Below are 19,725 nucleotides of genomic sequence, written 5' to 3' on the forward strand. Positions count from 1 at the left end.
GCGAGGCGGGCGTGAGCAAGGCAATCGGCATCCTCAAGCGGGAGCTTCACCGCGACATCGGGCTGCTGGGGCTGATGCCGCCGGGCGAAGTGTCGGGTGCCGTGCTCGAGGCAGCGCAGTTGCCTTGCTGAGGGTCGCCGCAGCGCGTCGCCGGCTCAGGTGTTGCGATGGACTCCGTGCTCTTCGGAGAGATTGGCAAGGACCACGTGCAGCCGCGCAATGATTTCCGCGCGCGGCGAGACCACGCGCTCAACGATACCCATGCCCCGGTGTCGGCCAGCTACTTCATCGTCGGCGATGCGACTGGGTCATCGTGATCCCAGCTCATCTGGCCGAGGAAGTCGCGGCCGAGGTTCTGGAGTTGACCGTCTACGAGGACACCGTCGTCGATCAGGTGGAGGCTGGCGAGCCGATCATTGGGTTCACTCTGTGCTGGGCGATAACGAAGAGAAGTATGGCCCGTTCTACGCGGTGTGGCGTCGGCAGAACGTGCACTTAGCGAGTTCGGCCCGGCAGTCCGCTCTACTCACATGAAGCACCCGCGGACCGGCTGCGGGCACTTTGTTATTACGCAGGCGCGATGCGCGGCTCCGGCGGGGCCTGCCCCCGGCATCCCCGGCATCGCTACGGATTACTTCGATATGCAAATCATTCTCTAGATCGAAATCCTGTCATTTCCCCTATTGATTAGTCAAAATTGCGGGATTACGGTTTTCTTTCGGCGGATTCCTGCTAAGTGTCCCCGCGATGACCAATCCGACCAGACATGAACACGCTTCGCTATGCGAATTATTTTCGCGCGACGCGCGCTCCCGGCGATTGGTCCTGCTTCCCCAAAAGGAGACTTCCATGAACAAGCTGCTCGCTTGCGCGGCCCTGTCGCTGCTCGCCGCTCCTGCCTTCGCCCAGGACAACACCTGCGGTGAGGTGTCCATCACGCAGATGAACTGGGCCTCGGCTTCCGTGGTGACCAATGTTGCCAGCTTCATCATGCAGCAGGGCTATGGCTGCGACGTCACCATCGTGCCGTCCGACACCGTGCCCGCGATCACCTCGGTCGCCGAGAACGGCACACCCGACATCGTCACCGAGCTCTGGACCAACGCCACCGGCCAAGTCTACGAGCGCCTGAAGGACGAAGGCCGCATTGTCGAGCTTGGCCCGGTGCTTGATCCGGGCGGTGTCGATGCCTGGTGGATCCCCGCCTATCTAGCCGAGGAGCACCCCGAGCTGAAGACCATCGACGGCGTGCTCGCGCATCCCGAATGGGTCGGCAACCGCTTCCACAACTGCCCCGAGGGCTGGGGCTGCCGCGTGTTCAACGACAACCTGCTGCCCGCCTTTGGTATCGAAGAGGCTGGCATCGAGATCTTCAACCATGGCTCGGGCGAGACCCTGGCGACCTCCATCGCCTCGGCCTTCGAGAACGAGGAGCCCTGGTTCGGCTATTACTGGGCCCCGACCGCGGTGATCGGCCGCTACGACATGGTACAGGTCGACATGGGCCCCTATGACGCCGCGGCGCACGAGGCTTCGCAGGACCAGGACGCGACCGATGTCGGCCGCACCTCCTTCCCGCCGGCCCCGGTGGCCACCGCCGTCACCACCGACTTCGAGGACGAGCACCCCGAGTTGGTCGCCTTCCTGTCGCAGATGACCTTCCCCAACGACGTCATGAATGCCACGCTCAGCTGGATGGATGAGAACGCCGCCTCGGGCGAGGAAGGCGCGGTCTATTTCCTCACCAACCACAAGGACATCTGGTCCGGCTGGCTAGACGAGCGCGCGACGCAGAACCTGTCGCAGCTGCTGCAGCAGTGATGCGGACCGGCGGGGCACGCCCCGCCGCGACATCGGCGGCCGTCCTCCATCCGCGGGGGCGGCCGTTCCTTCCCTGACAGAAAGGACGATAGATGGCTACCTACGACTGGCTCTTCGACAGTACGGGCCTACGCGACTGGTGTGACGGCGAGGGCGGCAGTAGCGCGCCCATGTCGATGGCAGACCTGATGAGCCAGGCCGGCAAGGCCCCCGACACCTCGGTTTGGCAGACGCCCTTCCCCTCGATGGACGCCCTGAACGACGCCTGCGCCAGCTTTCCGCAGGCCCGCGACCTGACCCGCGGGCTCGAGCGCGGATTTCTCGACATCAAGGATTCGCTTTCCGTGGTGCTCGATCCGCTGACGCAGCCGCTGTCCTGGGCGCTGGAAGCCGCGCTCTGGCTTTTCCAGACCACCCCCTGGTTCGTCATGATCCCGGTGCTGGCGCTGATCGTGGCGGTGATCAGCCGCTCGGCGCGGCTGACCGGACTGATCCTGGCGGCCTTCGGCGGGCTAGCCTTCATCAACTACTATGACTATGCGATGCAGACGCTAGCGATCATCACGGTCTGCGCGCTGATCGCGGTGCTCTTCGGGGTGCCCGTCGGCATTGCGATGTCGCGCTCGGACCGGCTTGAGCGGATCATGATCCCGGTGCTCGACATGCTGCAGACCTTGCCGCCCTTCGTCTACCTGATCCCGCTGATCTTCCTGTTCTCGGTGACCGAGCCCAAGCTCTACGGTATCGCGGTCATCCTCTACGCCATCGTGCCGGTGGTGCGGCTGACCAATCTCGGGATCCGCATGGTCGACCCCGAGGTCATCGAGGCTGCCGACGCTTTCGGCATGACCCGGCGGCAGAAACTTTATGGCGTGCAGATCCCGCTGGCGCTGCCCAACATCATGGCCGGCGTGAACCAGACGATCATGATGAGCCTCGCCATGGTGGTGATCGCCTCGATGGTCTCAGCCCCCGGCCTCGGCGTGCTGGTGCTGCGCGGCATCCGCAACCTCGAACTAGGTGTCGGGCTGGTCGCCGGCTTCGGTATCGTGCTGCTGGCAGTGGTGCTCGACCGCTCCACCAAGGCTGCGCTGGCGCGCGTCAACGCCGTGCAGAAGGGATGAGGAGACCGGAGATGACCGACGCCAAGATTTCCATCCGCAACCTTTTCAAGATCTTCGGAGAGGCCCCGCAGGAAGCGCTGGCCCATGCCAAGGCCGGGATGCACAAGGCCGAGCTGCTCGAGGCGCACCGCCACGTGCTTGGCCTGCGCGACATCAACGTCGACATGCAGGAAGGGGAGATCACCGTGATCATGGGCCTTTCGGGCTCCGGCAAGTCGACGCTGATCCGTCACCTGAACCGGCTGATCGAGCCCACCGCCGGCAAGGTGGTGGTGAACGGCGAGAACATCCTCGATTACGGCGATGCCCGCCTGCGACGGCTGCGGCGCAGCAACATGTCCATGGTGTTCCAGAAGTTCGCCCTGCTGCCGCATCGCAGCGTGATGGAAAACGTCGCCACGCCAATGATCGTGGAAGGCGCGAAGAAGAACGACTACGAGACCGAGGCGGCCAAATGGCTCGACCGGGTCGGGCTGCAGGGGCAAGGTGCGCAGTATCCGCACCAGCTCTCGGGCGGGATGCAGCAGCGCGTTGGCATCGCGCGGGCGCTGACCTCGAATTCCGACATCATGCTGATGGACGAGGCGTTCTCGGCGCTCGACCCGCTGATCCGCACTGACATGCAGGACCTGCTACTGGAACTGCAGCGCGAGCTGCGCAAGACCATCGTCTTCATCACCCATGATCTCGACGAGGCGCTGAAGCTGGCCGATCACCTTGTCATCCTGAAGGACGGCGAGGTGGTGCAGCAGGGCGAGCCGCAGCACATCTTGATGCATCCGGGCGATCCCTACATCGTGGACTTCATCGCCGACATCAATCGCGCGCGGGTGCTGCGGGCGCGGACCGTGATGACCAAGACCACCGATCCCGTCCCGGTCGACAGTGAGGTGTCGGCCACCGCGACGCTGGAAGAGGTCATCACCCAGGGCGGCGGCAACGCCGACCTGACCTTCCGTGTGATGAACCGCGACCGGCAGGTCGGGGTGCTGCCGATGCGCGACGTGCTCGCCGCGCTCGTGGCGACCCAGGGCGTAGAAAGGACAGAGGCGCCCGCCGCCTGATCTGGGCTGCGATGACGGGCAAACAAGCAGATCGGGCCGCCAGGCACTGCGCGCCCGATCCGCGCTGTCCCCGCGCACCTTGGCGCGTGGCCGCGGAACAGAGAGCGGCCTGCCATCTCCAACGACGCAACTCGCCCTCATTCCGCAGGGGTTGGAGCGCAGCTGTCCCGCGACTGAACGCCCGAATGCGGCCGACCTTCGCTGTGAGATCGCGTCGAACCGGATGTTCAGCGGGCGCTTCAGCGCGCCGCGCAGCGGTGCCAGCTTCCCGACGGGCTGCTGCAATTCCCTGCCCGGAACCGACGCACAGCGCCCAACCTCGGGCAGGAGGCAACGATCCGCAACGCGTCGATGCCGATCAGGTTGGCCTGCAGATCAACCCTCAGCTGTTTTCCGGAAATGCACTAGAGATTGATTTGCGCCAGGGGCCCGCGTCAGAACGTCCGGAATGATTGCGCTACATCCATTATATATACTTTGGCCTTATCCGAGCTGTCTTCAAATTTGGCAGGCTGGTCACTGGCTTTTGGTTCCTCGCGTCCGTGTCTTCTAGGCGGTCTTGCTGCCGCAAAGCCTTCGAGACCGTCCCCTTGCCGGGGTGCGCGCAAGGGGACAAGCCAATCGGGCGCACAGGTTTCGCGCAGCTGACGCTCGACTAATGTTCGCATCGCGCCTATGCAGCCACGTCACCCTCGCATCTGCAACGGGAAAGCCGCCCTTGGCGGGCGCATACGGTGCCGCGATAACCCGATCTGCCGAATTGGACCGGCATCGCCAGACTCTGGCCATGCAACATCCCGACCCGGCGCGGCTTCGTGACACAGTCGTCCGGTTCCTCTAGCCTTCCACGCATGATGGGCTCCTCCCGCCAGCCGAAATCCTGCGAGATTTTGGAATTGACTGGCGGCCCCTTCAACGGCGCAGGCTCGGTTCCCGCCTCGCGCGGTGTTCAGGAGGCGTTGCCATGGGCGCGGTAGCGCTCATGGCTGCGCGAGAGGTGGGCGGCCATCGCGCCGCGCGCCGCTTCGGGATCGGCGTTGCTGATCGCCTCGCAGATCTGCCGGTGCTCTGCCACGGACTGCTGAAGATAGTCGGACGTCACGAGGCTTGGGTAGGCCCGGCGCTGCAGCGCCGGCTTTGGCAGGAGCTTGGCGCTCATCAGTTCGAAGAACTCGATGAAGGCCGAATTGTTCGTTGCCCGCGCAATCGCGGAATGGAAGTCGAAATCCAGCTGATCGAGCGTGTCGTCCTCGTCGAGCCCGGTCTCGAACGCGTGGCAGCAACTCCAGATCGCTTCTTCCTGCGCCCAGCTGCGGCGCAATGCGGCAAGCCCGGCGGCATGCACCTCGAAGGCCATGCGAAGCTCCAGGAAGTCCATGAAGGCGCCGTCGTACCCGGCGAAGCTGCGCATCACCGCGGTTCCGGCCGCCTCGGGCCTTGGCTGGTCTCCGGCAACGAAGATGCCAACGCCGTGACGCATCTCGAGCTTGCCCTGGGCCTGCAGGATCGCGACCGCCTCTCGGACCACGGTGCGGCTGACCTGTAGCGTCTCGCCAATCTCCTTGAGGGTTCCGAGCTTGGTGCCCTCGACAAGCTGGTTGTCGGCAAGATGCGCTTGCAGCGCGGCGATCGTCTGGGCGGTTCTGGTCTGCACGCAGCTGTCCTGTTCCGAAGGGGGGTGTTTAGAGATAGTATCTCTATAAGCCAAAGAGATCTGCACTACAACCTCACTTGACGCTGAACTGCGTCCGTCGCGACAGGTATTTGCACAAAGATTGGGCAAATATCGTCGAGTTCAGCGGAGCTTGCGCATCTTGAGGTAATATCTCATCGAATCTCTTGATATGAGATGTGATGACTCGTACGAGTGATTCCAGAAAAGCGATAGAACGAGCGCCGAGATCTCATCTCGGTACCGCCACCGGGAGAAATGCCATGTCTCGAACCGCCCGCCGCCTCAGCGAACTCGGCCTCGCGCTGCCCAGCCTCAAGGGACCGAGTGGCAGCTATGTCCCTTTCCGCCGCAGTGGTGGGCTTGTCATCCTGTCCGGGCAGGTGCCCCGCGTCGACGGAAAAGACGCGTTCCAGGGGCGTCTCGGCGAGGACATGACCGTCGCGGAGGGGCAGGCCGCCGCCCGCGCCGCCGCGCTCAATCTCCTGGCTCAGCTCGCGACGGCGGTGGAAGGCGATCTTGATCGGGTCGAGGCCTGCCTACAACTGCGCGGTTTCGTGCGGGCCGTGCCAGACTTTGCCGACCATCCCGCGGTGATCGACGGCGCCTCGGACCTGATCGTCGAGGTGCTCGGTGAGCGCGGACAGCACGCCCGGACGGCGCTCGGGGCGGGCAGCCTGCCGCGCGGATTTTCCGTCGAGCTCGACGCGATCTTCCAGGTGGCGGACTGACCCATGGAGCAGTCTGCAGCCCCCGCCATTCGTCTTGAGCATGTCAGCAAGTGGTTCGGAAAGCTCAAGGTATTGCAGGACGTTGACCTGACGGTGAACCGGGGCGAGCATATCGTGCTGTGCGGCCCCTCCGGATCGGGGAAATCGACGCTGATCCGCTGCATCAACCGGATCGAGGAAGTGCAGGAGGGGCGCATCCTTGTTGATGGGGTCGAGCTGCGCGGCGACGGTCGCAATGCCGAGGACATCCGCCGCCACGTCGGCATGGTCTTCCAGCAGTTCAACCTCTTCCCGCACATGACCGCGCTCGAGAACTGCATGCTGGCGCCCCGCCGCATCCACCGCATCGGCAAGGATGAGGCCCGCGCGCGCGCCATGGGTCATCTCGAGCGGGTGCACCTCGCCGACCATGCCCAGAAATACCCCGCACAGCTTTCAGGCGGCCAGCAACAGCGCGTGGCGATCGCCCGCGCCCTGTGCATGAACCCCGACATCCTGCTGTTCGACGAGCCGACCTCGGCACTTGATCCGGAGATGGTCAAGGAGGTGCTCGACACCATGGTCGAGCTTGCCGACGCGGGTATCACGATGATCTGCGTCACGCACGAGATGGGCTTTGCCCGCGCCGTGGCGCATCGGGTGATCTTCATGGACCGGGGCGAGATTCTCGAGAGCGCGCCGCCGGAGGAATTCTTCAGCGCCCCCCGGCACGAACGCGCTCGGACCTTCCTCGGCCAGATCCTCAACCACTGAGAGGGGCATCGCCATGACCTATCAGTTCGATTTCTCGCCGTTGCTGACCTACTGGCCCGAGCTTGCCGCCGGCATGGTCCAGACGTTGCGCATCTCCTGCATCGCGATGGTGGCAGGGCTGGTGCTGGGGATTGCGCTTACGGCGTTGCGGATGAGCCCCTCGCGGCCGCTGCGCTGGCTTGCGGTGAGCTACATCGAGCTTGTCCGCAACACGCCCTTTCTCGTGCAGATCTTCTTCATCTTCTTCGGCTTGCCGGCCCTCGGATTGCGCTTCGACGCGACCCAGGCCGCGGTGCTGGCGATGTCGCTCAACTGCTCGGCCTACGCGGCCGAGATCGTCCGGGGTGGCGTCCAGGCCGTGCCGAAAGGCCAGGTCGAGGCCGGCAGGGCGCTGGGTCTGGGCACCGCCGACATCTACCGCTTCATCGTGTTCCGCCCCGCGATCCGCGCGATCTATCCCTCGCTCTGCAGCCAGTTCGTGCTGCTGATGCTGAACTCGAGCCTGGTCGCGGCGATTTCGGCCGAAGAACTGACCTATGCGGCGCAAATGATCGACAACCGCACCTTCCGCAGCTTCGAGATCTTCGCGGTGGTCGGCCTGCTCTATCTGGCGCTGTCGCAATGTCTGTCGCTCGTGCTGGCCGCGATTGGCCGCGCCTATTTCAGCTACCCCAGCAAGTGAGGACAGATCATGATCCGTGAGTTTGGCTTTCCCGAACTGCTCTTCGTGCTCGAAGGCGCACGCTGGACGATCCTCCTGTCGGCCCTTGCCTTCGTCTGCGGCGGCGCGCTGGGGCTGGCCGTTGCCCTCGCAAGGACCGCGCGCAGCCGCGCGCTGCGCTGGGGCGCGACCGTCTACATCCAGATCTTCCAAGGCACCCCGCTGCTGATCCAGCTGTTCTTCGTGTTCTTCGGCCTGCCGCTGCTGGGATTGCAGCTCAATGTCTGGTTGGCGGTGACCATCGGGTTGGCGCTGCACGCCAGCGGTTATCTTGGCGAGATCTGGCGCGGCGGCATCCAGGCGGTTCCCGCCGGTCAGGTCGAGGCGGCACGGGCGCTGGGGCTGGGGTACCGATCGGCGATGATCGACGTGGTTCTGCCGCAGGCGCTGCGCATCAGCCTGCCTGCAACGGTCGGCTTCCTCGTCAACCTTGTGAAGGGCACCGCGCTGGCAGCGCTGCTCGGGCTGACCGAGGCGACCCGCGCAGGGCAGCTTATGTCCAACATCACCTTCGAGCCGCTGCGCGTCTACAGCGCTGTGGGGCTCGTCTACTTCGCCATCTGCCTGCCGCTCACGCTCTGGAGCGCGCGGCTGGAGCGGCGTCTTCTCCGGCGTGGCTGAGCGCCGGGGCCATCCCCAAGAAGACCAACCAACAGGAACGAGGTACTGACATGACGACGTTCACTTCCTTCATGCGCCGCGCCGGTCTGGCGCTCGCGGCCGGGGCCAGCTTCGCGATGCTGCAGGCGCAGGCTTCGGGTGCCGTCACCCCGGAAGAGATCCAGCAGAAGGGCACCGCCGTGATCGGCGTGCAGATGGACCAGTTCCCCTGGGGCTTCATCGATGCGCAGGGCGAAAATGACGGCTTCGACATCGAGATCGCCCGGATGATCGCCGAGGAGCTGGGGGTCGAGCCCAAATTCGTGCGCATCACCGGCCAGAACCGCATCCCGTCGCTGACCACTGGCATGGTCGATTTCCTCGTGCCGTCGATGACGGTGACGGAAGAGCGCGCCAAGGTCATCCAATACGTGCTGCCCTACAGCTCGAACGACATCACCGTCTGGGCGCGCGCGGATGCCGAGATCGCGGGCAATGACGATCTGGGTGGCTTCGCGATCGGCGTCAACCGCGGCAGCGCCTTCGAGCCGATCCTGCGGGCGGCAGCGCCCGAGAGCACCGAGATCAAAGGCTTCGACGATGATGCGACGACCGTGCAGGCGCTGCTGTCGGGCCAGGCCGATGCCATCGTCGGCTCGATCACCTACGGGCTGGTGATCGCCAGCGCGGGCCAGGGCGAGGCCTTTGAGCGCAAGTACAAAGTCGCCGACAACATCCAGGCGATGGCGGTGCGCAAGGGCGACCAGGAAATGCTCGACTGGCTGAACGATTTCGTCACCCGCCACGGCGAGGATGGCTCGCTCGACGCGCTCTACAAGAAGTGGATCGGCCTCGACCGGGCCGATCTGCCCACCGAGATGCCGGGCGTCGACTTCACCGGCACCGCCGGGAACTGACCCGGCGCCCCGCGCGCGATCGCTTCCTCCCCGGCGCGCGGGGTCCCCTTCCTCGCCTCACCCTTTTGCAACCCCGGCATGTGCCGCCCGCGCAGGGCGGCGCGAGGGACCGCGCATGCCGCGCGCCCGATCCGCCGCACCACCACAGGCAGACAGATGACACGCAATGGCAAGAAAATCCGGGTCGGCGTCGACATTGGCGGCACCTTCACCGATGTCGCGATGGAGGCCGGCTCGACGCTCCATTCCACCAAGGTCCTGACGGATTACAGCTATCCCGAAGCCGCCATCGTGAAGGGGATTTCCCTCGTGGCGGCTGAAGCCGGCGTCGCGCTGTCCGAGATCGACCTCATCATCCACGGCACCACTCTGGCGACCAATGCGCTGATCGAGCGCCGGGGCGCAAAGACGGCACTGATTACCACGCGCGGGTTCCGCGACGTGATCGAGATGCGCACCGAAAGCCGCTTCGAGCAATATGATCTCGATATCGTGCTGCCGCCGCCGCTGGTGCCGCGCAAGGACCGTTTCGTGCTCGACGAGCGGATCGGGGCGGATGGCGGCATCCTCAAACCGCTCGATCCGGCAGAGCTCGAGCTCCTCTGCGCCGAGATCGTCGAGGCGGGTTACGAGAGTGTGGCGGTCGGGCTCATCCATTCCTACGTGAACCCGCAGCACGAACGGCAAGTGCGCGACTGCCTCGCGCGGCTGGCACCGGATCTCGCGGTGTCGATCTCGTCGGAGGTCTCGCCGCAGATGCGTGAGTTTCAGCGCTTCAACACCGTCTGCGCCAATGCCTTCGTCAAGCCGCTGATGGCAAGCTACCTCAACCGGCTGGTGGCGCGGCTCAAGGAAGAGGGGACCGACTGCCCGGTGTTCATGATCCACTCGGGCGGCGGCATCATCAGCGTCGAGAGCGCCATCGAGTTCCCGGTCCGGTTGCTGGAATCCGGCCCGGCCGGCGGGGCGATCTTCGCGGCCTCGATCGCGCAGAGCCACGGTGCCGAGCAGGTGGTCAGCTACGACATGGGCGGCACCACCGCCAAGATTTGCCTGATCGACCGCTACGTGCCGAAAACCGCGCGCGAATTCGAGGTGGCGCGCACTTGGCGCTTCAAGAAGGGCTCGGGCATGCCGATCTCGATCCCGGTGATCGAGATGGTCGAGATCGGCGCCGGGGGCGGCTCGATCGCCTCGGTGGACGGGCTGCGCCAGCTGCGCGTGGGACCGCAGAGCGCCGGCTCCGAGCCGGGCCCGGCCTGTTACGGACGCGGCGGCGCACGGCCGACGGTGACCGACGCCGACCTGCTGCTCGGGCGGCTTGACCCGCAGGGCTTCGCAGGCGGGACCATGACGCTCGACAGCGCCGCGGCGACCGCCGCCGTCACCACTCATCTGGCGGAGCCGCTGGCGCTCGACGAGACCTCGGCGGCCTACGGACTTGCCGAGATGGTGGACGAGAACATGAGCAACGCCGCCCGGATGCACGCCGTCGAAAGCGGCAAGGACCTGGCGGAGCACATGATGATCGCCTTCGGCGGCGCAGCGCCGCTGCACGCCGCGCGGCTGTGCGAGAAGCTGGGGATCGGCGCGCTGCTGATCCCGCCCGGCGCGGGGGTCGGCTCCGCCATCGGCTTCCTGCGCGCGCCCTTCGGTTTCGAGTCGGTGCGCTCCGCCTATACCCGGCTCGACGCTTTCGACGCCGCGCAGGTCAACGGCATTCTGACCGAGCTGCGCGAGGAGGCCACCGCCTTCGTCCGACAGGGCGCGGGCGAGGGGCCGCTGCGGATCGAGTGCACCGCCTTCATGCGCTATGTCGGCCAGGGCTGGGAGGTGCCGGTCGAGATCGAGATCCGCGACTACCGGACAGGCGACGGCGACGCGCTGCGAGCGCTCTTCGACGAGGCCTACGCCCGGCTCTTCGGCCGGGTCATCGACGGGCTCGGGGTCGAGATTGTCAGCTGGTCGCTGCGCGCCGCTTCCGAGGTGCCGCCGCCGGCGACCAGCCCGCGCCAGCGGCCGGAGCGGGCCGCGGTCAGCACCGGCAGCCGCCGCATGTTCGACGCCCAATCGGGCCGCTTCGAGACCGCCTCCGTTGTCGAGCGCGCCGCGCTGAGGCCCGGCGACTTTGTCGCCGGCCCGGCGGTGATCACCGAGCGTGAGACCACAACCGTCGTCACCGCAAGCCGCATCGCCATCCAGCAGGCAGACGGCTGCCTGCTGCTGCAAGCAAAATCCTGAAGGAGGACCCGATGGGCAACTCTCTCTCCGACGTCCACATGCAGATTATGTGGAACCGGCTGATCTCGGTGGTCGAGGAGCAGGCGGTCACGCTGATCCGCACCGCCTTCTCGACCTCGGTGCGCGAATCCGGCGATCTCTCCGCCGGCGTGTTCAACCGCGAGGGCCTGATGATCGCGCAGGCGGTCACCGGCACGCCGGGCCACGTCAATGCCATGTCCGAGGCCGTCGGGCATTTCATCACCGACATCGGCCGCGAGAACATCTTCGAGGGCGACGTCTACATCACCAACGACCCTTGGAAGGGCACCGGCCACCTGCATGATTTTACCGTGGTCTCGCCGAGCTTCCGCGACGGCGTGCTGACCGGCTTCTTCGCCTGTACCGCGCATGTGGTCGACGTGGGCGGGCGAGGCTTCGGCCCCGATGCGAACGAGGTCTACGAAGAAGGCATCTTCGTGCCCATCATGAAGTTCGCCGACCGCGGCACCGTGAACCGCGACCTGGTGAACATCCTGCACAACAACGTGCGCGAAAGCGGGCAGGTCGTCGGCGATGTCTACTCGCTGGCCGCGTGCAACGAGATCGGCCACCGGCGGCTGATGGACATGATGGACGAGTTCCGCCTGTCCGATCTCGAGGGGCTGGCCGATTTCGTCTTTGCCCGTTCGCGCGATGCGACGCTCGCGGCGATCGCCGCCCTGCCGCAGGGGCGTTACGAGAATGTCATGCGGGTCGACGGCTACGGCGCGCCGATCGACATCGCGGTGGCGCTGGACGTGGCGGTGGATCACATCGGGATCGATTTCGCCGGCACCTCGGCCCCCAGCCCCAAGGGCATCAACTGCCCGATGATCTATTCGGCCGCCTATGCCTGCTATGCGGTGAAATGCGCCATCGCGCCCGAAATCCCCAACAACCACGCCTCGCTCGAGCCCTTCCGGGTGACCGCACCGAAGGATTGCATCCTCAATGCGCAGCGCCCCGCGCCGGTCTCGGTCCGGCACGTGCTGGGGCATCTCGTCCCGGACGCGGTGCTGGGGGCCGTGCACCGGATGCTGCCCGGACGGATCCCCGCGGAAGGGGCGGGGGCGCTGTGGAACCTGCATGTCTCGGTTCGCCCGCGCGGCGGCGCGGCTGCGGCCGCCCCGGACGCACGCAGCGCCGAGGTGCTGCTGTTCAACAGCGGCGGCATGGGCGCGCGGCCGGGGCTCGACGGGCCGAGCACCACGGCCTTTCCGAGCGGCGTGCACTCCATGTCCATCGAGGCGACCGAGCATGTCGGGCCGGTGATCTTCTGGCGCAAGGAGCTGCGCGACGGATCGGGCGGGCGCGGGCGCCAACGCGGCGGGCTGGGACAGGTGGTCGAGATCTCGGCCAGCGCCGGGCATGAATTCCACTTCAACGCGATGTTCGACCGCGTGGCGCATGCACCGCGCGGCCGCGAAGGCGGGGAGGATGGGGCGCCGGGCGCAGTGCGGCTGGACGACGGCACCGAGCTTGCCGCCAAGGGCCGGCAGTTCGTGCCGCCGGAGCGGCGCTTGGTGCTGGAACTGCCGGGCGGCGGCGGCTACGGACCGGTGGAAGACCGCAGCGCGGAGGCGCGCGAGGAAGACCGCCACTACGGCTACTGACCCCGCCTTCCGGGACCATGCTGGAGCGGGGGCGGTCGCGCCCGCTCCGGACCGGCGGTTGCCGCCCGCCGTTCTGCCCTGTACATGGCGCCTCATCAGTTGTCTGATGACTGCGCAATACAGGGGAACTCCATGAGAAAACGCCGTGACAGCCTGGCCTCCGTCGTCGCCAAGGACCTAGCCGAGCGCATCGAGCGCGGCGACTACGCCGTGGGCGACAAGATCCCCATCGAGGCGCAGCTGTGCGAGATGTTCAACGTCAGCCGCACCGTGGTGCGCGAGGCCATCGCGACCCTGCGCTCCGAAGGGCTGGTGACATCGCGGCATGGCGTCGGCGTCTTCGTGGAAGAGCGGGCCAACCCGGCGCTCTCGATCACCAAGGAGGCGGCTGGCGAGCTTTCGGAAGTGCTCGAGTTGCTCGAACTCCGGCTTGGGGTCGAGGTCGAGGCGGCCGGGCTTGCCGCCCGGCGGGCCACCGAGGACGACCTGCGCGCGATCCGCGATGTCTTCGACAAGGCCTGCGATCTGGACGCTTTCGCCGAGCAGCCGCGTGAATTGGACTACGCCTTCCATCTGGCGATCGCACGGGCGAGCGGCAACGGCTGGATGGCCAAGTTCATGGATTTCATCGGGCCGGTGATCATCCCGCGCAGCCAGCTTCTGCACGCCTCGCAGCCCGAGATCACGCGCGACTACCTGCGCCAGATGGTCGACGAGCATCGCCGCATCCTCGATGCCATCGCGGCTGGAGACGCCGTCGCGGCACAGGAGGCGATGCGGATGCACCTGTCGACCTCGCTCGATCGGTACCGGAAAAGGCTGGTCGAGTCATAAGTCATCAGTTGACAGTCATCATACAACATCATACTCAAGTCCGCAGAGAGGCCGCCGCGTCGATTCTGCGTGCGTGCTCCGGATTGACCTCGGGCTAGGGACCTCAAATCCCGGCGCCGGCCATCCCGGGCCAGATGCCTCTCTGCAACGAGAACGCTGAGCCGGCACCGACTGCGCTCACATTCAACCAGGGGGCTTTATGTCTTACCTAAGGGAAGTCTACCTGCGCGGTCTGCGCGGGGCGGTGGTCCTGTGCCTTGGCGGCATCCTGGCCATGGTCTTTCTCAACGTAGTGCTGCGCTACGTCTTCAACAGCGGCATCTTCCTGACCGAGGGCCTCTCCGGCCTGCTCTTCGTCTGGATGACCTTCGCGGGCGCGCTGCTCGTCCTCTACGACGGCGGACACATCGGGGTCGATGCCCTGGTGCGGCGGGTTCCGGTCGCGGCGCAACGCGGGCTGTTTCTGCTGGCGCACGCGGTGATGCTCTACGTCACCTACCAGATGCTGCTTGGCAGCTGGCACCAGATGCTCATCAACCTGAAGGTGATCTCGCCGGGCACCCGTCTGCCGGTGGCGCTGCTCTATGCTGCCGGGGTGTTCTTCGCGGCGATGAGCGGTCTTTTCCTGCTGCACCAGATCTTCCTGCTGCTGACCGGACGCCTGACGCAAAGCGCGCTGCTGCCCGGCGCCTCGGAAGAGGAGAGTGACGCAAAGCGCCACGTCGGCACCCTCGCGCAGGAGGGCCGGAAATGACCATCGGACTCTTCCTCGGAACCCTGCTCGCGGTCATCGGCATCGGCGCCCCCATCGCCTATGCGCTGATCGTGACCGGCGCGGCGCTGATGTGGCAGATGGGCCTCTTCGACGGGCAGATCATCGCGCAGAACCTGCTCAACGCGGTCGACAGCTTCCCCATGGTGGCGATCCCGCTCTTCATTCTTGCCGGCGAGGTGATGAACGCGGGCGGCCTGTCGCGCCGCATCGTCGACCTGGCGCGGGCGCTCGTCGGGCACCGCCGCGGTGGCCTCGGCTACGTGGCTATCTTTGCCGGCGTCCTGCTCTCCAGCCTTTCGGGCTCGGCGCTGGCGGATGCGGCCTCGCTCTCGGCACTGCTGCTGCCGATGATGGTGGCGGCGGGTCATGCCCGCGAACGTTCTGGCGGGCTCATCGCGGCCTCGGCGATCATCGGCCCGATCATCCCCCCGAGTATCGGCTTCATCGTCTTCGGCGTGGCAACGAACCTGTCGATCAGCAAGCTCTTCATGGCGGGCATCGCGCCGGGCCTGCTGATCGGGCTTGCGCTCTGCGTCGCCTGGTTCTTCGTCTCGCGCCGCGATGACGTGGCGACCGCTCCCAAGGTCGGCGCGCGCGACCGGCTGCGCGCCTTCGGCCAGAGCCTCTGGGCGCTGATGCTGCCGGTCATCATCATCGTCGGGCTGCGCTTCGGCGTGGTGACCCCGACCGAGGCCGCCGCCGTCGCTGCCGTCTACGCGCTTTTCGTGGCGCTGGTGGTCTACCGCGAGCTGACCTGGCGCGATCTGCCGGACCTGATGCTTGGTGCCGGCAAGACCGCTGCCGGCGTGATGTTCCTGGTCGCCGCCGCCGCGATCCCTGCCTGGATGATCTCGGTCGCCGACATTCCAGGCCAGCTGGTCGACCTGATCGCGCCGCTGATGGACAACCAGACGCTGCTGATCCTGGTGCTGATGCTGATGATCCTGATGGTCGGAACGGCGATGGACCTGACCCCGACCATCCTTCTGCTCGGCCCGATCCTGGTGCCGGTGGTGATCGAGGCGGGGATCGATCCGATCTACTTCGGCGTGCTCTTCATGATCAACTGCTCGATCGGCTTGATCACGCCGCCGGTCGGCACGGTGCTCAACGTTGTCTGTGCCGTCGGCCGGCTCGACTACGAGGCGCTGGTGCGCGGCACGCTGCCGTTCTTCCTCGCGCAGGTGGCCGTGCTCTTCCTGCTGATCCTCTTCCCCGCGCTGGTGACCCAGCCGTTGCAGTGGTTGCTGCAATGACATTCCACAGGAGCCCCAGAAGCTCCGGAATACCCCGACCCTCCGAAACTCCAACAAGGAAATTCCCATGAAACTGATCCACGGCCTTCTGGCCGCCGCCCTTCTTGCGACCGGCGCTCAGGCGCAGGACTACAGCAATCGCACCATCAAGTTCGCCGCCACCGGCCAGGAAGGCACGCCGCCGGTGCAGGGCATGCACATCTTCGCCGAGAAGCTCGAGGAGCAGAGCGGCGGCAAGCTGAAGGCCCGCGTCTTCGCCAACGGCGTGCTCGGCGGCGATGTGCAGGTGCTCTCTTCGCTGCAGGGCGGGGTCGTCGAGATGATGGTCTGGAACGCCGGCAATATGATGACCCAGGCGCAGGATTTCGGCATTCTCGATCTGCCGTTCATCTACCAGGACGAAGAGGTGATGGACACGCTGCTCGACGGCGACGTGGGCAAGATGCTCACCGATCAGCTGCCTGAGCATGGGGTGGTCGGTCTGTCGTTCTGGGAGCAGGGCTTCCGCCAGCTGACCAACAACACCCGCGAGGTGCACCGGCTCGAGGACATCTCGGGGCTCAAGATCCGCGTGCAGCAAAACCCGCTGCTGGTCGACATGTGGAAGGCGCTTGGCGCCAATCCGACGCCGATGGCGGTGACCGAGCTCTACACCGCGCTCGAGACCGGCGCCGTGGACGGGCAGGAATGCACCGCGCCCTTCGCGCTCACCGCGAAATATACCGAGGTGCAGAAATACGTCTCGGTGACCCGCCACAACTACAACCCGCAGATTGTGCTGATCGGCAAGCCGTTCTGGGACCAGCTCAGCGACGATGAGAAGGCGCTGATCCAGAAGGTCGCGCAGGAGACCGCGGTCGAGCAGCGCCGCATCTCGCGCGAGGCGCAGGACAGCGCGCTGGCGGAGATCCGCGCCGCGGGCAACGTCGTGACCGAGATCGCGCCCGAGGAGCTTGCCCGCATGCAGGAGGCCGTCGCCCCGGTCATCCGAACCTATGCGGAAACCTTCGATCCCGAGCTGGTGCGTACCGTCTTCGACGCGGTCGGCTTCTCGCTGGACTGACCCAATGGCCGGGACCCGCGCCGCGGGTCCCGCTCCCGTAGAATGGAGTGAACATGAAAATCTCATTCGCCCAGCTGTCGCCCGTCCACGGCGACACCCCTGCCACCACGGCACTGGTTGCCGAGGCCGCCCGCGCGGCGGCGGCCGATGGGGCCAGGCTCATCGTCTTTCCCGAGTGCTTCCTGACCGGCGGCTCCTTCGATGACCGCGCCTCGCTGCTGCGGGCGGCCGTTAACATCGAGCGGGGCGATCTTGCCCCCATCCTCGAGGCGGCGCGCGCGGCGGACATCCACGTGGTCGTGGGCTTCTACCAGAAGTCCGGCGCGCAGGCGCTGAACACCGCCGCGCTGATCGGCCCCGAGGGCATCGTCGGGCTGCATCACAAAATGCACCTTCCGTTCATGATCGGCGACCGGTTCGTCGACATCCCGCAGATCGAGGGCCCGTCGGTCTTCGACACGCCGATCGGCCGCATCGGCCTTGCCATCTGCTACGAGATCCGCTTCCCCGAGGTGATCCGCACGCTGGCGCTGGAAGGCGCCGAACTGGTCGTGCTCCCGGCTGCCTGGCCCGAGGCCGCGCGAATCCTGCCCGACCTCTTCAGCCGCGTGCGCGCCGCCGAGAACTTCGTCTACTTCCTGTCCTCCAACCGCATCGATGTCGATGACGGCATGGCCTTCATGGGCAGCAGCCACGTGATCGGGCCGGACGGGGCCGAGATCTTCAACGCCGGCATGGACGAGGGCATCTTCACCGTCGACATCGACCTGTCGCGCGCCCGCACCAAGTCGATCATCCGCGATCCCGGCGTCTACGAGGTGCATCCCTTCCGGGACCGCCGCCCGCAGGATTACCGCATCTGCGCCGCGCCCGCCGCGCTGGGGCTCGAGGCATGAGCGCCGGGCTGCGCGACAGGCTCGCGGCGGGCGGGCCGGTATTCGGCATGAATGTCTACTCGGGCAGCCCCGCCGCGGTCGAGATCGCCGGGGCCTGGGGACTCGACTTCGTGTTCATCGACGCCGAGCATAGCGTGCTGGGCCTTGATCTGCCGATGGAGCGGATGCTGCTCGCCGCGCGACTGGCAGGGGTCGCGCCGCTGGTGCGGGTGCCCGACAGCGCCCCGACCGGGCTGCGCAAGGCGCTGGAGCTCGGCGCGGCGGGGGTGATCGTGCCGCAGGTGCACGATGCGGCGCAGATGCGTGCGATCATCGCGGCGACGAAGTTCCCTCCCCTCGGCCGGCGCGGCGGCGACAGCTCGGTGCGCTCGGCCGGATGGGCCGGTCCAGGCTTTGACTGGGCGGAGTATGCTCAGCGCAGCAACCGCGAAACGCTCGTCGTTCCGATGGCGGAGAGCCCGGAGTTCTTCGACAACATCGACGAGATCCTCGCGGTGCCTGGTATTGACGCGGTGCATTTCGGCCCGGCGGATTTCGCCCTCTCGAGCGGCCTCCCCGTGGATTATTCCATGCGCGAGCCCACGGTGCGCGAGGCCATGCGCCTGCTTGTCGCGAAATGCCGCGAGAAGGGCATTCACGTCATGCTCCCCTGTACGCCCGCAACGCCCGAACAGGCCGCGGATCTCTTCGAGCAGGGCGGGGACATGCTTCTGGTCGGCAATGACATTGGGTTCCTGAACCAGGGTTGCCGCACGGCCGCGGGCATCGCCGCCTCGCTTCGAGAGGGGCGCGCATGATCCGGCACCCCCGGCGGCACACCCCCGCTCTCGACCCGGAGTTGCTCGAGCGGCTACGGGCTCTGCAGCCAGCCTCCCTTGGGCACCACCTGAGCGAGGGCTTCCTCTCGCCGAAGATCCGCGCCCTGGTGCCGGGTCGCATGCTCGGCCGGGCGGTCACAGTTCGCCAACCGCTGCCCGATGCCGAACCGGTCCACCGCGTGCTCGATGCGCTCCGGCCGGGAGACGTGCTGGTCATCGACCGCTGCGGCGACGACCGCATTGCCTGTGTCGGCGAAATGGTCGCGCTGGCCGCGCGGACGGCGGGCGCAGCGGGGATCGTGGTGGACGGCGTGGTGACCGACATTGCCGAGATCGCCGCGATGGGCCTGCCGCTCTTTGCGCGCGGCACGAGCGTTGTGACCACCCGTCCGCTGCGGGTGCCCGGCGCCGAGCTCTTCGGCACCATCTGCCCCGGCGGCGTCGCCTTGCAGGACGGTGACCTGATTTTCGGCGACGAAAACGGCCTGCTCCGCCTCGCCCCGGATCGTCACGATCTTGCCGCGCTGGTGGCGCGGGCCGAGGCGGACGAGGCGCGCGAGGTTGACTGGCGCCAGCGCCTTGCCGGCGGCGAAAGCCTCGCCGTGCTCAACGGCTACGACGCCGAGACCCGCCCCTAGGCGCTTGGACAACACTTCAGACATGGGAGCCCTTTCATGCTCGACAAATCCGTCTTCACCCCGCACGGCAAGCACCTGATCGCGGGCGCGTGGGTGGCTGGCGAGACCAGCTTCACCTCCGAGCCGGCGCATGGTCCCAGCCACGCCTTCTCGGTCGGCACCCCGGC

The 19,725-nt window shown here is 66.5% G+C and carries 19 protein-coding genes; 18 read left to right on the forward strand and 1 reads right to left on the reverse strand.

Translation table 11 applies throughout. The annotated features are described in order from the left end of the window. The first annotated feature begins 167 nt into the window (after nucleotides 1-167). From IQ782_RS28480 to IQ782_RS28495, 4 genes are all read left to right on the forward strand, one after another. The gene (locus IQ782_RS28480) at nucleotides 168-317 is read left to right on the forward strand and encodes a hypothetical protein (RefSeq protein WP_194138059.1); all 150 of its coding nucleotides are present in this window, start codon (nucleotides 168-170) and stop codon (nucleotides 315-317) included. Between the two features lie 532 nt (nucleotides 318-849). Then, entirely contained in the window at nucleotides 850-1,821 is a 972-nt protein-coding gene (locus tag IQ782_RS28485; RefSeq protein WP_194138060.1) for an ABC transporter substrate-binding protein, read from the forward strand. A 92-nt stretch (nucleotides 1,822-1,913) separates the two neighbouring features. Further along, nucleotides 1,914-2,945 (forward strand): ABC transporter permease, encoded by a 1,032-nt coding sequence (locus tag IQ782_RS28490; RefSeq protein WP_194138061.1) that lies wholly within the window; start codon nucleotides 1,914-1,916, stop codon nucleotides 2,943-2,945. A gap of 11 nt (nucleotides 2,946-2,956) precedes the next feature. Further along, the gene (locus IQ782_RS28495; RefSeq protein ID WP_194138062.1) at nucleotides 2,957-4,009 is read left to right on the forward strand and encodes an ATP-binding cassette domain-containing protein; all 1,053 of its coding nucleotides are present in this window, start codon (nucleotides 2,957-2,959) and stop codon (nucleotides 4,007-4,009) included. Nucleotides 4,010-4,958: 949 nt separating this feature from the next. Here the strand turns inward: IQ782_RS28495 and IQ782_RS28500 are convergent. Next, the gene (locus IQ782_RS28500; protein WP_194138064.1) at nucleotides 4,959-5,663 is read right to left on the reverse strand and encodes an FCD domain-containing protein; all 705 of its coding nucleotides are present in this window, start codon (nucleotides 5,661-5,663) and stop codon (nucleotides 4,959-4,961) included. A 281-nt stretch (nucleotides 5,664-5,944) separates the two neighbouring features. Here IQ782_RS28500 and IQ782_RS28505 point away from each other — a divergent pair, with 281 nt between their 5' ends. The 14 genes from IQ782_RS28505 (at nucleotide 5,945) to IQ782_RS28570 (ending at nucleotide 19,558) form a co-directional block, all read left to right on the forward strand. Beyond that, complete coding sequence (locus IQ782_RS28505) at nucleotides 5,945-6,412, forward strand: RidA family protein (protein WP_194138065.1); 468 nt, start codon at nucleotides 5,945-5,947, stop codon at nucleotides 6,410-6,412. A gap of 3 nt (nucleotides 6,413-6,415) precedes the next feature. Further along, the gene (locus IQ782_RS28510) at nucleotides 6,416-7,165 is read left to right on the forward strand and encodes an amino acid ABC transporter ATP-binding protein (RefSeq protein WP_194138066.1); all 750 of its coding nucleotides are present in this window, start codon (nucleotides 6,416-6,418) and stop codon (nucleotides 7,163-7,165) included. A 13-nt stretch (nucleotides 7,166-7,178) separates the two neighbouring features. Then, nucleotides 7,179-7,847 (forward strand): amino acid ABC transporter permease, encoded by a 669-nt coding sequence (locus IQ782_RS28515; RefSeq protein ID WP_194138067.1) that lies wholly within the window; start codon nucleotides 7,179-7,181, stop codon nucleotides 7,845-7,847. A gap of 9 nt (nucleotides 7,848-7,856) precedes the next feature. Beyond that, the gene (locus IQ782_RS28520) at nucleotides 7,857-8,507 is read left to right on the forward strand and encodes an amino acid ABC transporter permease (protein WP_194138068.1); all 651 of its coding nucleotides are present in this window, start codon (nucleotides 7,857-7,859) and stop codon (nucleotides 8,505-8,507) included. A gap of 50 nt (nucleotides 8,508-8,557) precedes the next feature. Next, nucleotides 8,558-9,403: a transporter substrate-binding domain-containing protein gene (locus IQ782_RS28525; RefSeq protein WP_194138069.1), complete on the forward strand. Its 846-nt coding sequence runs from the start codon at nucleotides 8,558-8,560 to the stop codon at nucleotides 9,401-9,403. A gap of 156 nt (nucleotides 9,404-9,559) precedes the next feature. Then, nucleotides 9,560-11,644, forward strand: coding sequence for a hydantoinase/oxoprolinase family protein (locus IQ782_RS28530; RefSeq protein ID WP_194138070.1), 2,085 nt, complete (start codon nucleotides 9,560-9,562; stop codon nucleotides 11,642-11,644). Between the two features lie 11 nt (nucleotides 11,645-11,655). Further along, entirely contained in the window at nucleotides 11,656-13,278 is a 1,623-nt protein-coding gene (locus IQ782_RS28535) for a hydantoinase B/oxoprolinase family protein (RefSeq protein WP_194138071.1), read from the forward strand. 132 nt (nucleotides 13,279-13,410) lie between these two features. Further along, nucleotides 13,411-14,112: a FadR/GntR family transcriptional regulator gene (locus IQ782_RS28540; RefSeq protein ID WP_194138072.1), complete on the forward strand. Its 702-nt coding sequence runs from the start codon at nucleotides 13,411-13,413 to the stop codon at nucleotides 14,110-14,112. 199 nt (nucleotides 14,113-14,311) lie between these two features. Then, complete coding sequence (locus tag IQ782_RS28545) at nucleotides 14,312-14,866, forward strand: TRAP transporter small permease (protein WP_194138073.1); 555 nt, start codon at nucleotides 14,312-14,314, stop codon at nucleotides 14,864-14,866. Beyond that, nucleotides 14,863-16,143, forward strand: a complete 1,281-nt coding sequence (locus IQ782_RS28550; RefSeq protein ID WP_194138074.1) for a TRAP transporter large permease subunit — start codon at nucleotides 14,863-14,865, stop codon at nucleotides 16,141-16,143. Before IQ782_RS28545 ends, IQ782_RS28550 begins: the two co-directional genes overlap by 4 nt. A 67-nt stretch (nucleotides 16,144-16,210) precedes the next feature. Continuing rightward, nucleotides 16,211-17,206, forward strand: a complete 996-nt coding sequence (locus tag IQ782_RS28555; protein ID WP_194138075.1) for a DctP family TRAP transporter solute-binding subunit — start codon at nucleotides 16,211-16,213, stop codon at nucleotides 17,204-17,206. 53 nt (nucleotides 17,207-17,259) lie between these two features. Beyond that, nucleotides 17,260-18,102, forward strand: coding sequence for a carbon-nitrogen hydrolase family protein (locus IQ782_RS28560; RefSeq protein ID WP_194138076.1), 843 nt, complete (start codon nucleotides 17,260-17,262; stop codon nucleotides 18,100-18,102). After that, the gene (locus IQ782_RS28565; protein ID WP_194138077.1) at nucleotides 18,099-18,899 is read left to right on the forward strand and encodes an HpcH/HpaI aldolase family protein; all 801 of its coding nucleotides are present in this window, start codon (nucleotides 18,099-18,101) and stop codon (nucleotides 18,897-18,899) included. Before IQ782_RS28560 ends, IQ782_RS28565 begins: the two co-directional genes overlap by 4 nt. Beyond that, on the forward strand, nucleotides 18,896-19,558 hold the full coding sequence (locus IQ782_RS28570) for an RraA family protein (RefSeq protein WP_194138078.1): 663 nt from the start codon (nucleotides 18,896-18,898) through the stop codon (nucleotides 19,556-19,558). Before IQ782_RS28565 ends, IQ782_RS28570 begins: the two co-directional genes overlap by 4 nt. Nucleotides 19,559-19,725: the final 167 nt, after the last annotated feature.

Source organism: Salipiger mangrovisoli, from assembly GCF_015223355.1.
In the GTDB taxonomy this organism is placed as follows: Bacteria; Pseudomonadota; Alphaproteobacteria; order Rhodobacterales; family Rhodobacteraceae; genus Salipiger; species Salipiger mangrovisoli.

Coding starts and splice junctions, on each gene's coding strand:
- IQ782_RS28480 (WP_194138059.1), top strand. CDS start 168: ATGGACTCCGTGCTCTTCGGAGAGATTGGCAAGGACCACGTGCAGCCG.
- IQ782_RS28485 (WP_194138060.1), top strand. CDS start 850: ATGAACAAGCTGCTCGCTTGCGCGGCCCTGTCGCTGCTCGCCGCTCCT.
- IQ782_RS28490 (WP_194138061.1), top strand. CDS start 1,914: ATGGCTACCTACGACTGGCTCTTCGACAGTACGGGCCTACGCGACTGG.
- IQ782_RS28495 (WP_194138062.1), top strand. CDS start 2,957: ATGACCGACGCCAAGATTTCCATCCGCAACCTTTTCAAGATCTTCGGA.
- IQ782_RS28505 (WP_194138065.1), top strand. CDS start 5,945: ATGTCTCGAACCGCCCGCCGCCTCAGCGAACTCGGCCTCGCGCTGCCC.
- IQ782_RS28510 (WP_194138066.1), top strand. CDS start 6,416: ATGGAGCAGTCTGCAGCCCCCGCCATTCGTCTTGAGCATGTCAGCAAG.
- IQ782_RS28515 (WP_194138067.1), top strand. CDS start 7,179: ATGACCTATCAGTTCGATTTCTCGCCGTTGCTGACCTACTGGCCCGAG.
- IQ782_RS28520 (WP_194138068.1), top strand. CDS start 7,857: ATGATCCGTGAGTTTGGCTTTCCCGAACTGCTCTTCGTGCTCGAAGGC.
- IQ782_RS28525 (WP_194138069.1), top strand. CDS start 8,558: ATGACGACGTTCACTTCCTTCATGCGCCGCGCCGGTCTGGCGCTCGCG.
- IQ782_RS28530 (WP_194138070.1), top strand. CDS start 9,560: ATGACACGCAATGGCAAGAAAATCCGGGTCGGCGTCGACATTGGCGGC.
- IQ782_RS28535 (WP_194138071.1), top strand. CDS start 11,656: ATGGGCAACTCTCTCTCCGACGTCCACATGCAGATTATGTGGAACCGG.
- IQ782_RS28540 (WP_194138072.1), top strand. CDS start 13,411: ATGAGAAAACGCCGTGACAGCCTGGCCTCCGTCGTCGCCAAGGACCTA.
- IQ782_RS28545 (WP_194138073.1), top strand. CDS start 14,312: ATGTCTTACCTAAGGGAAGTCTACCTGCGCGGTCTGCGCGGGGCGGTG.
- IQ782_RS28550 (WP_194138074.1), top strand. CDS start 14,863: ATGACCATCGGACTCTTCCTCGGAACCCTGCTCGCGGTCATCGGCATC.
- IQ782_RS28555 (WP_194138075.1), top strand. CDS start 16,211: ATGAAACTGATCCACGGCCTTCTGGCCGCCGCCCTTCTTGCGACCGGC.
- IQ782_RS28560 (WP_194138076.1), top strand. CDS start 17,260: ATGAAAATCTCATTCGCCCAGCTGTCGCCCGTCCACGGCGACACCCCT.
- IQ782_RS28565 (WP_194138077.1), top strand. CDS start 18,099: ATGAGCGCCGGGCTGCGCGACAGGCTCGCGGCGGGCGGGCCGGTATTC.
- IQ782_RS28570 (WP_194138078.1), top strand. CDS start 18,896: ATGATCCGGCACCCCCGGCGGCACACCCCCGCTCTCGACCCGGAGTTG.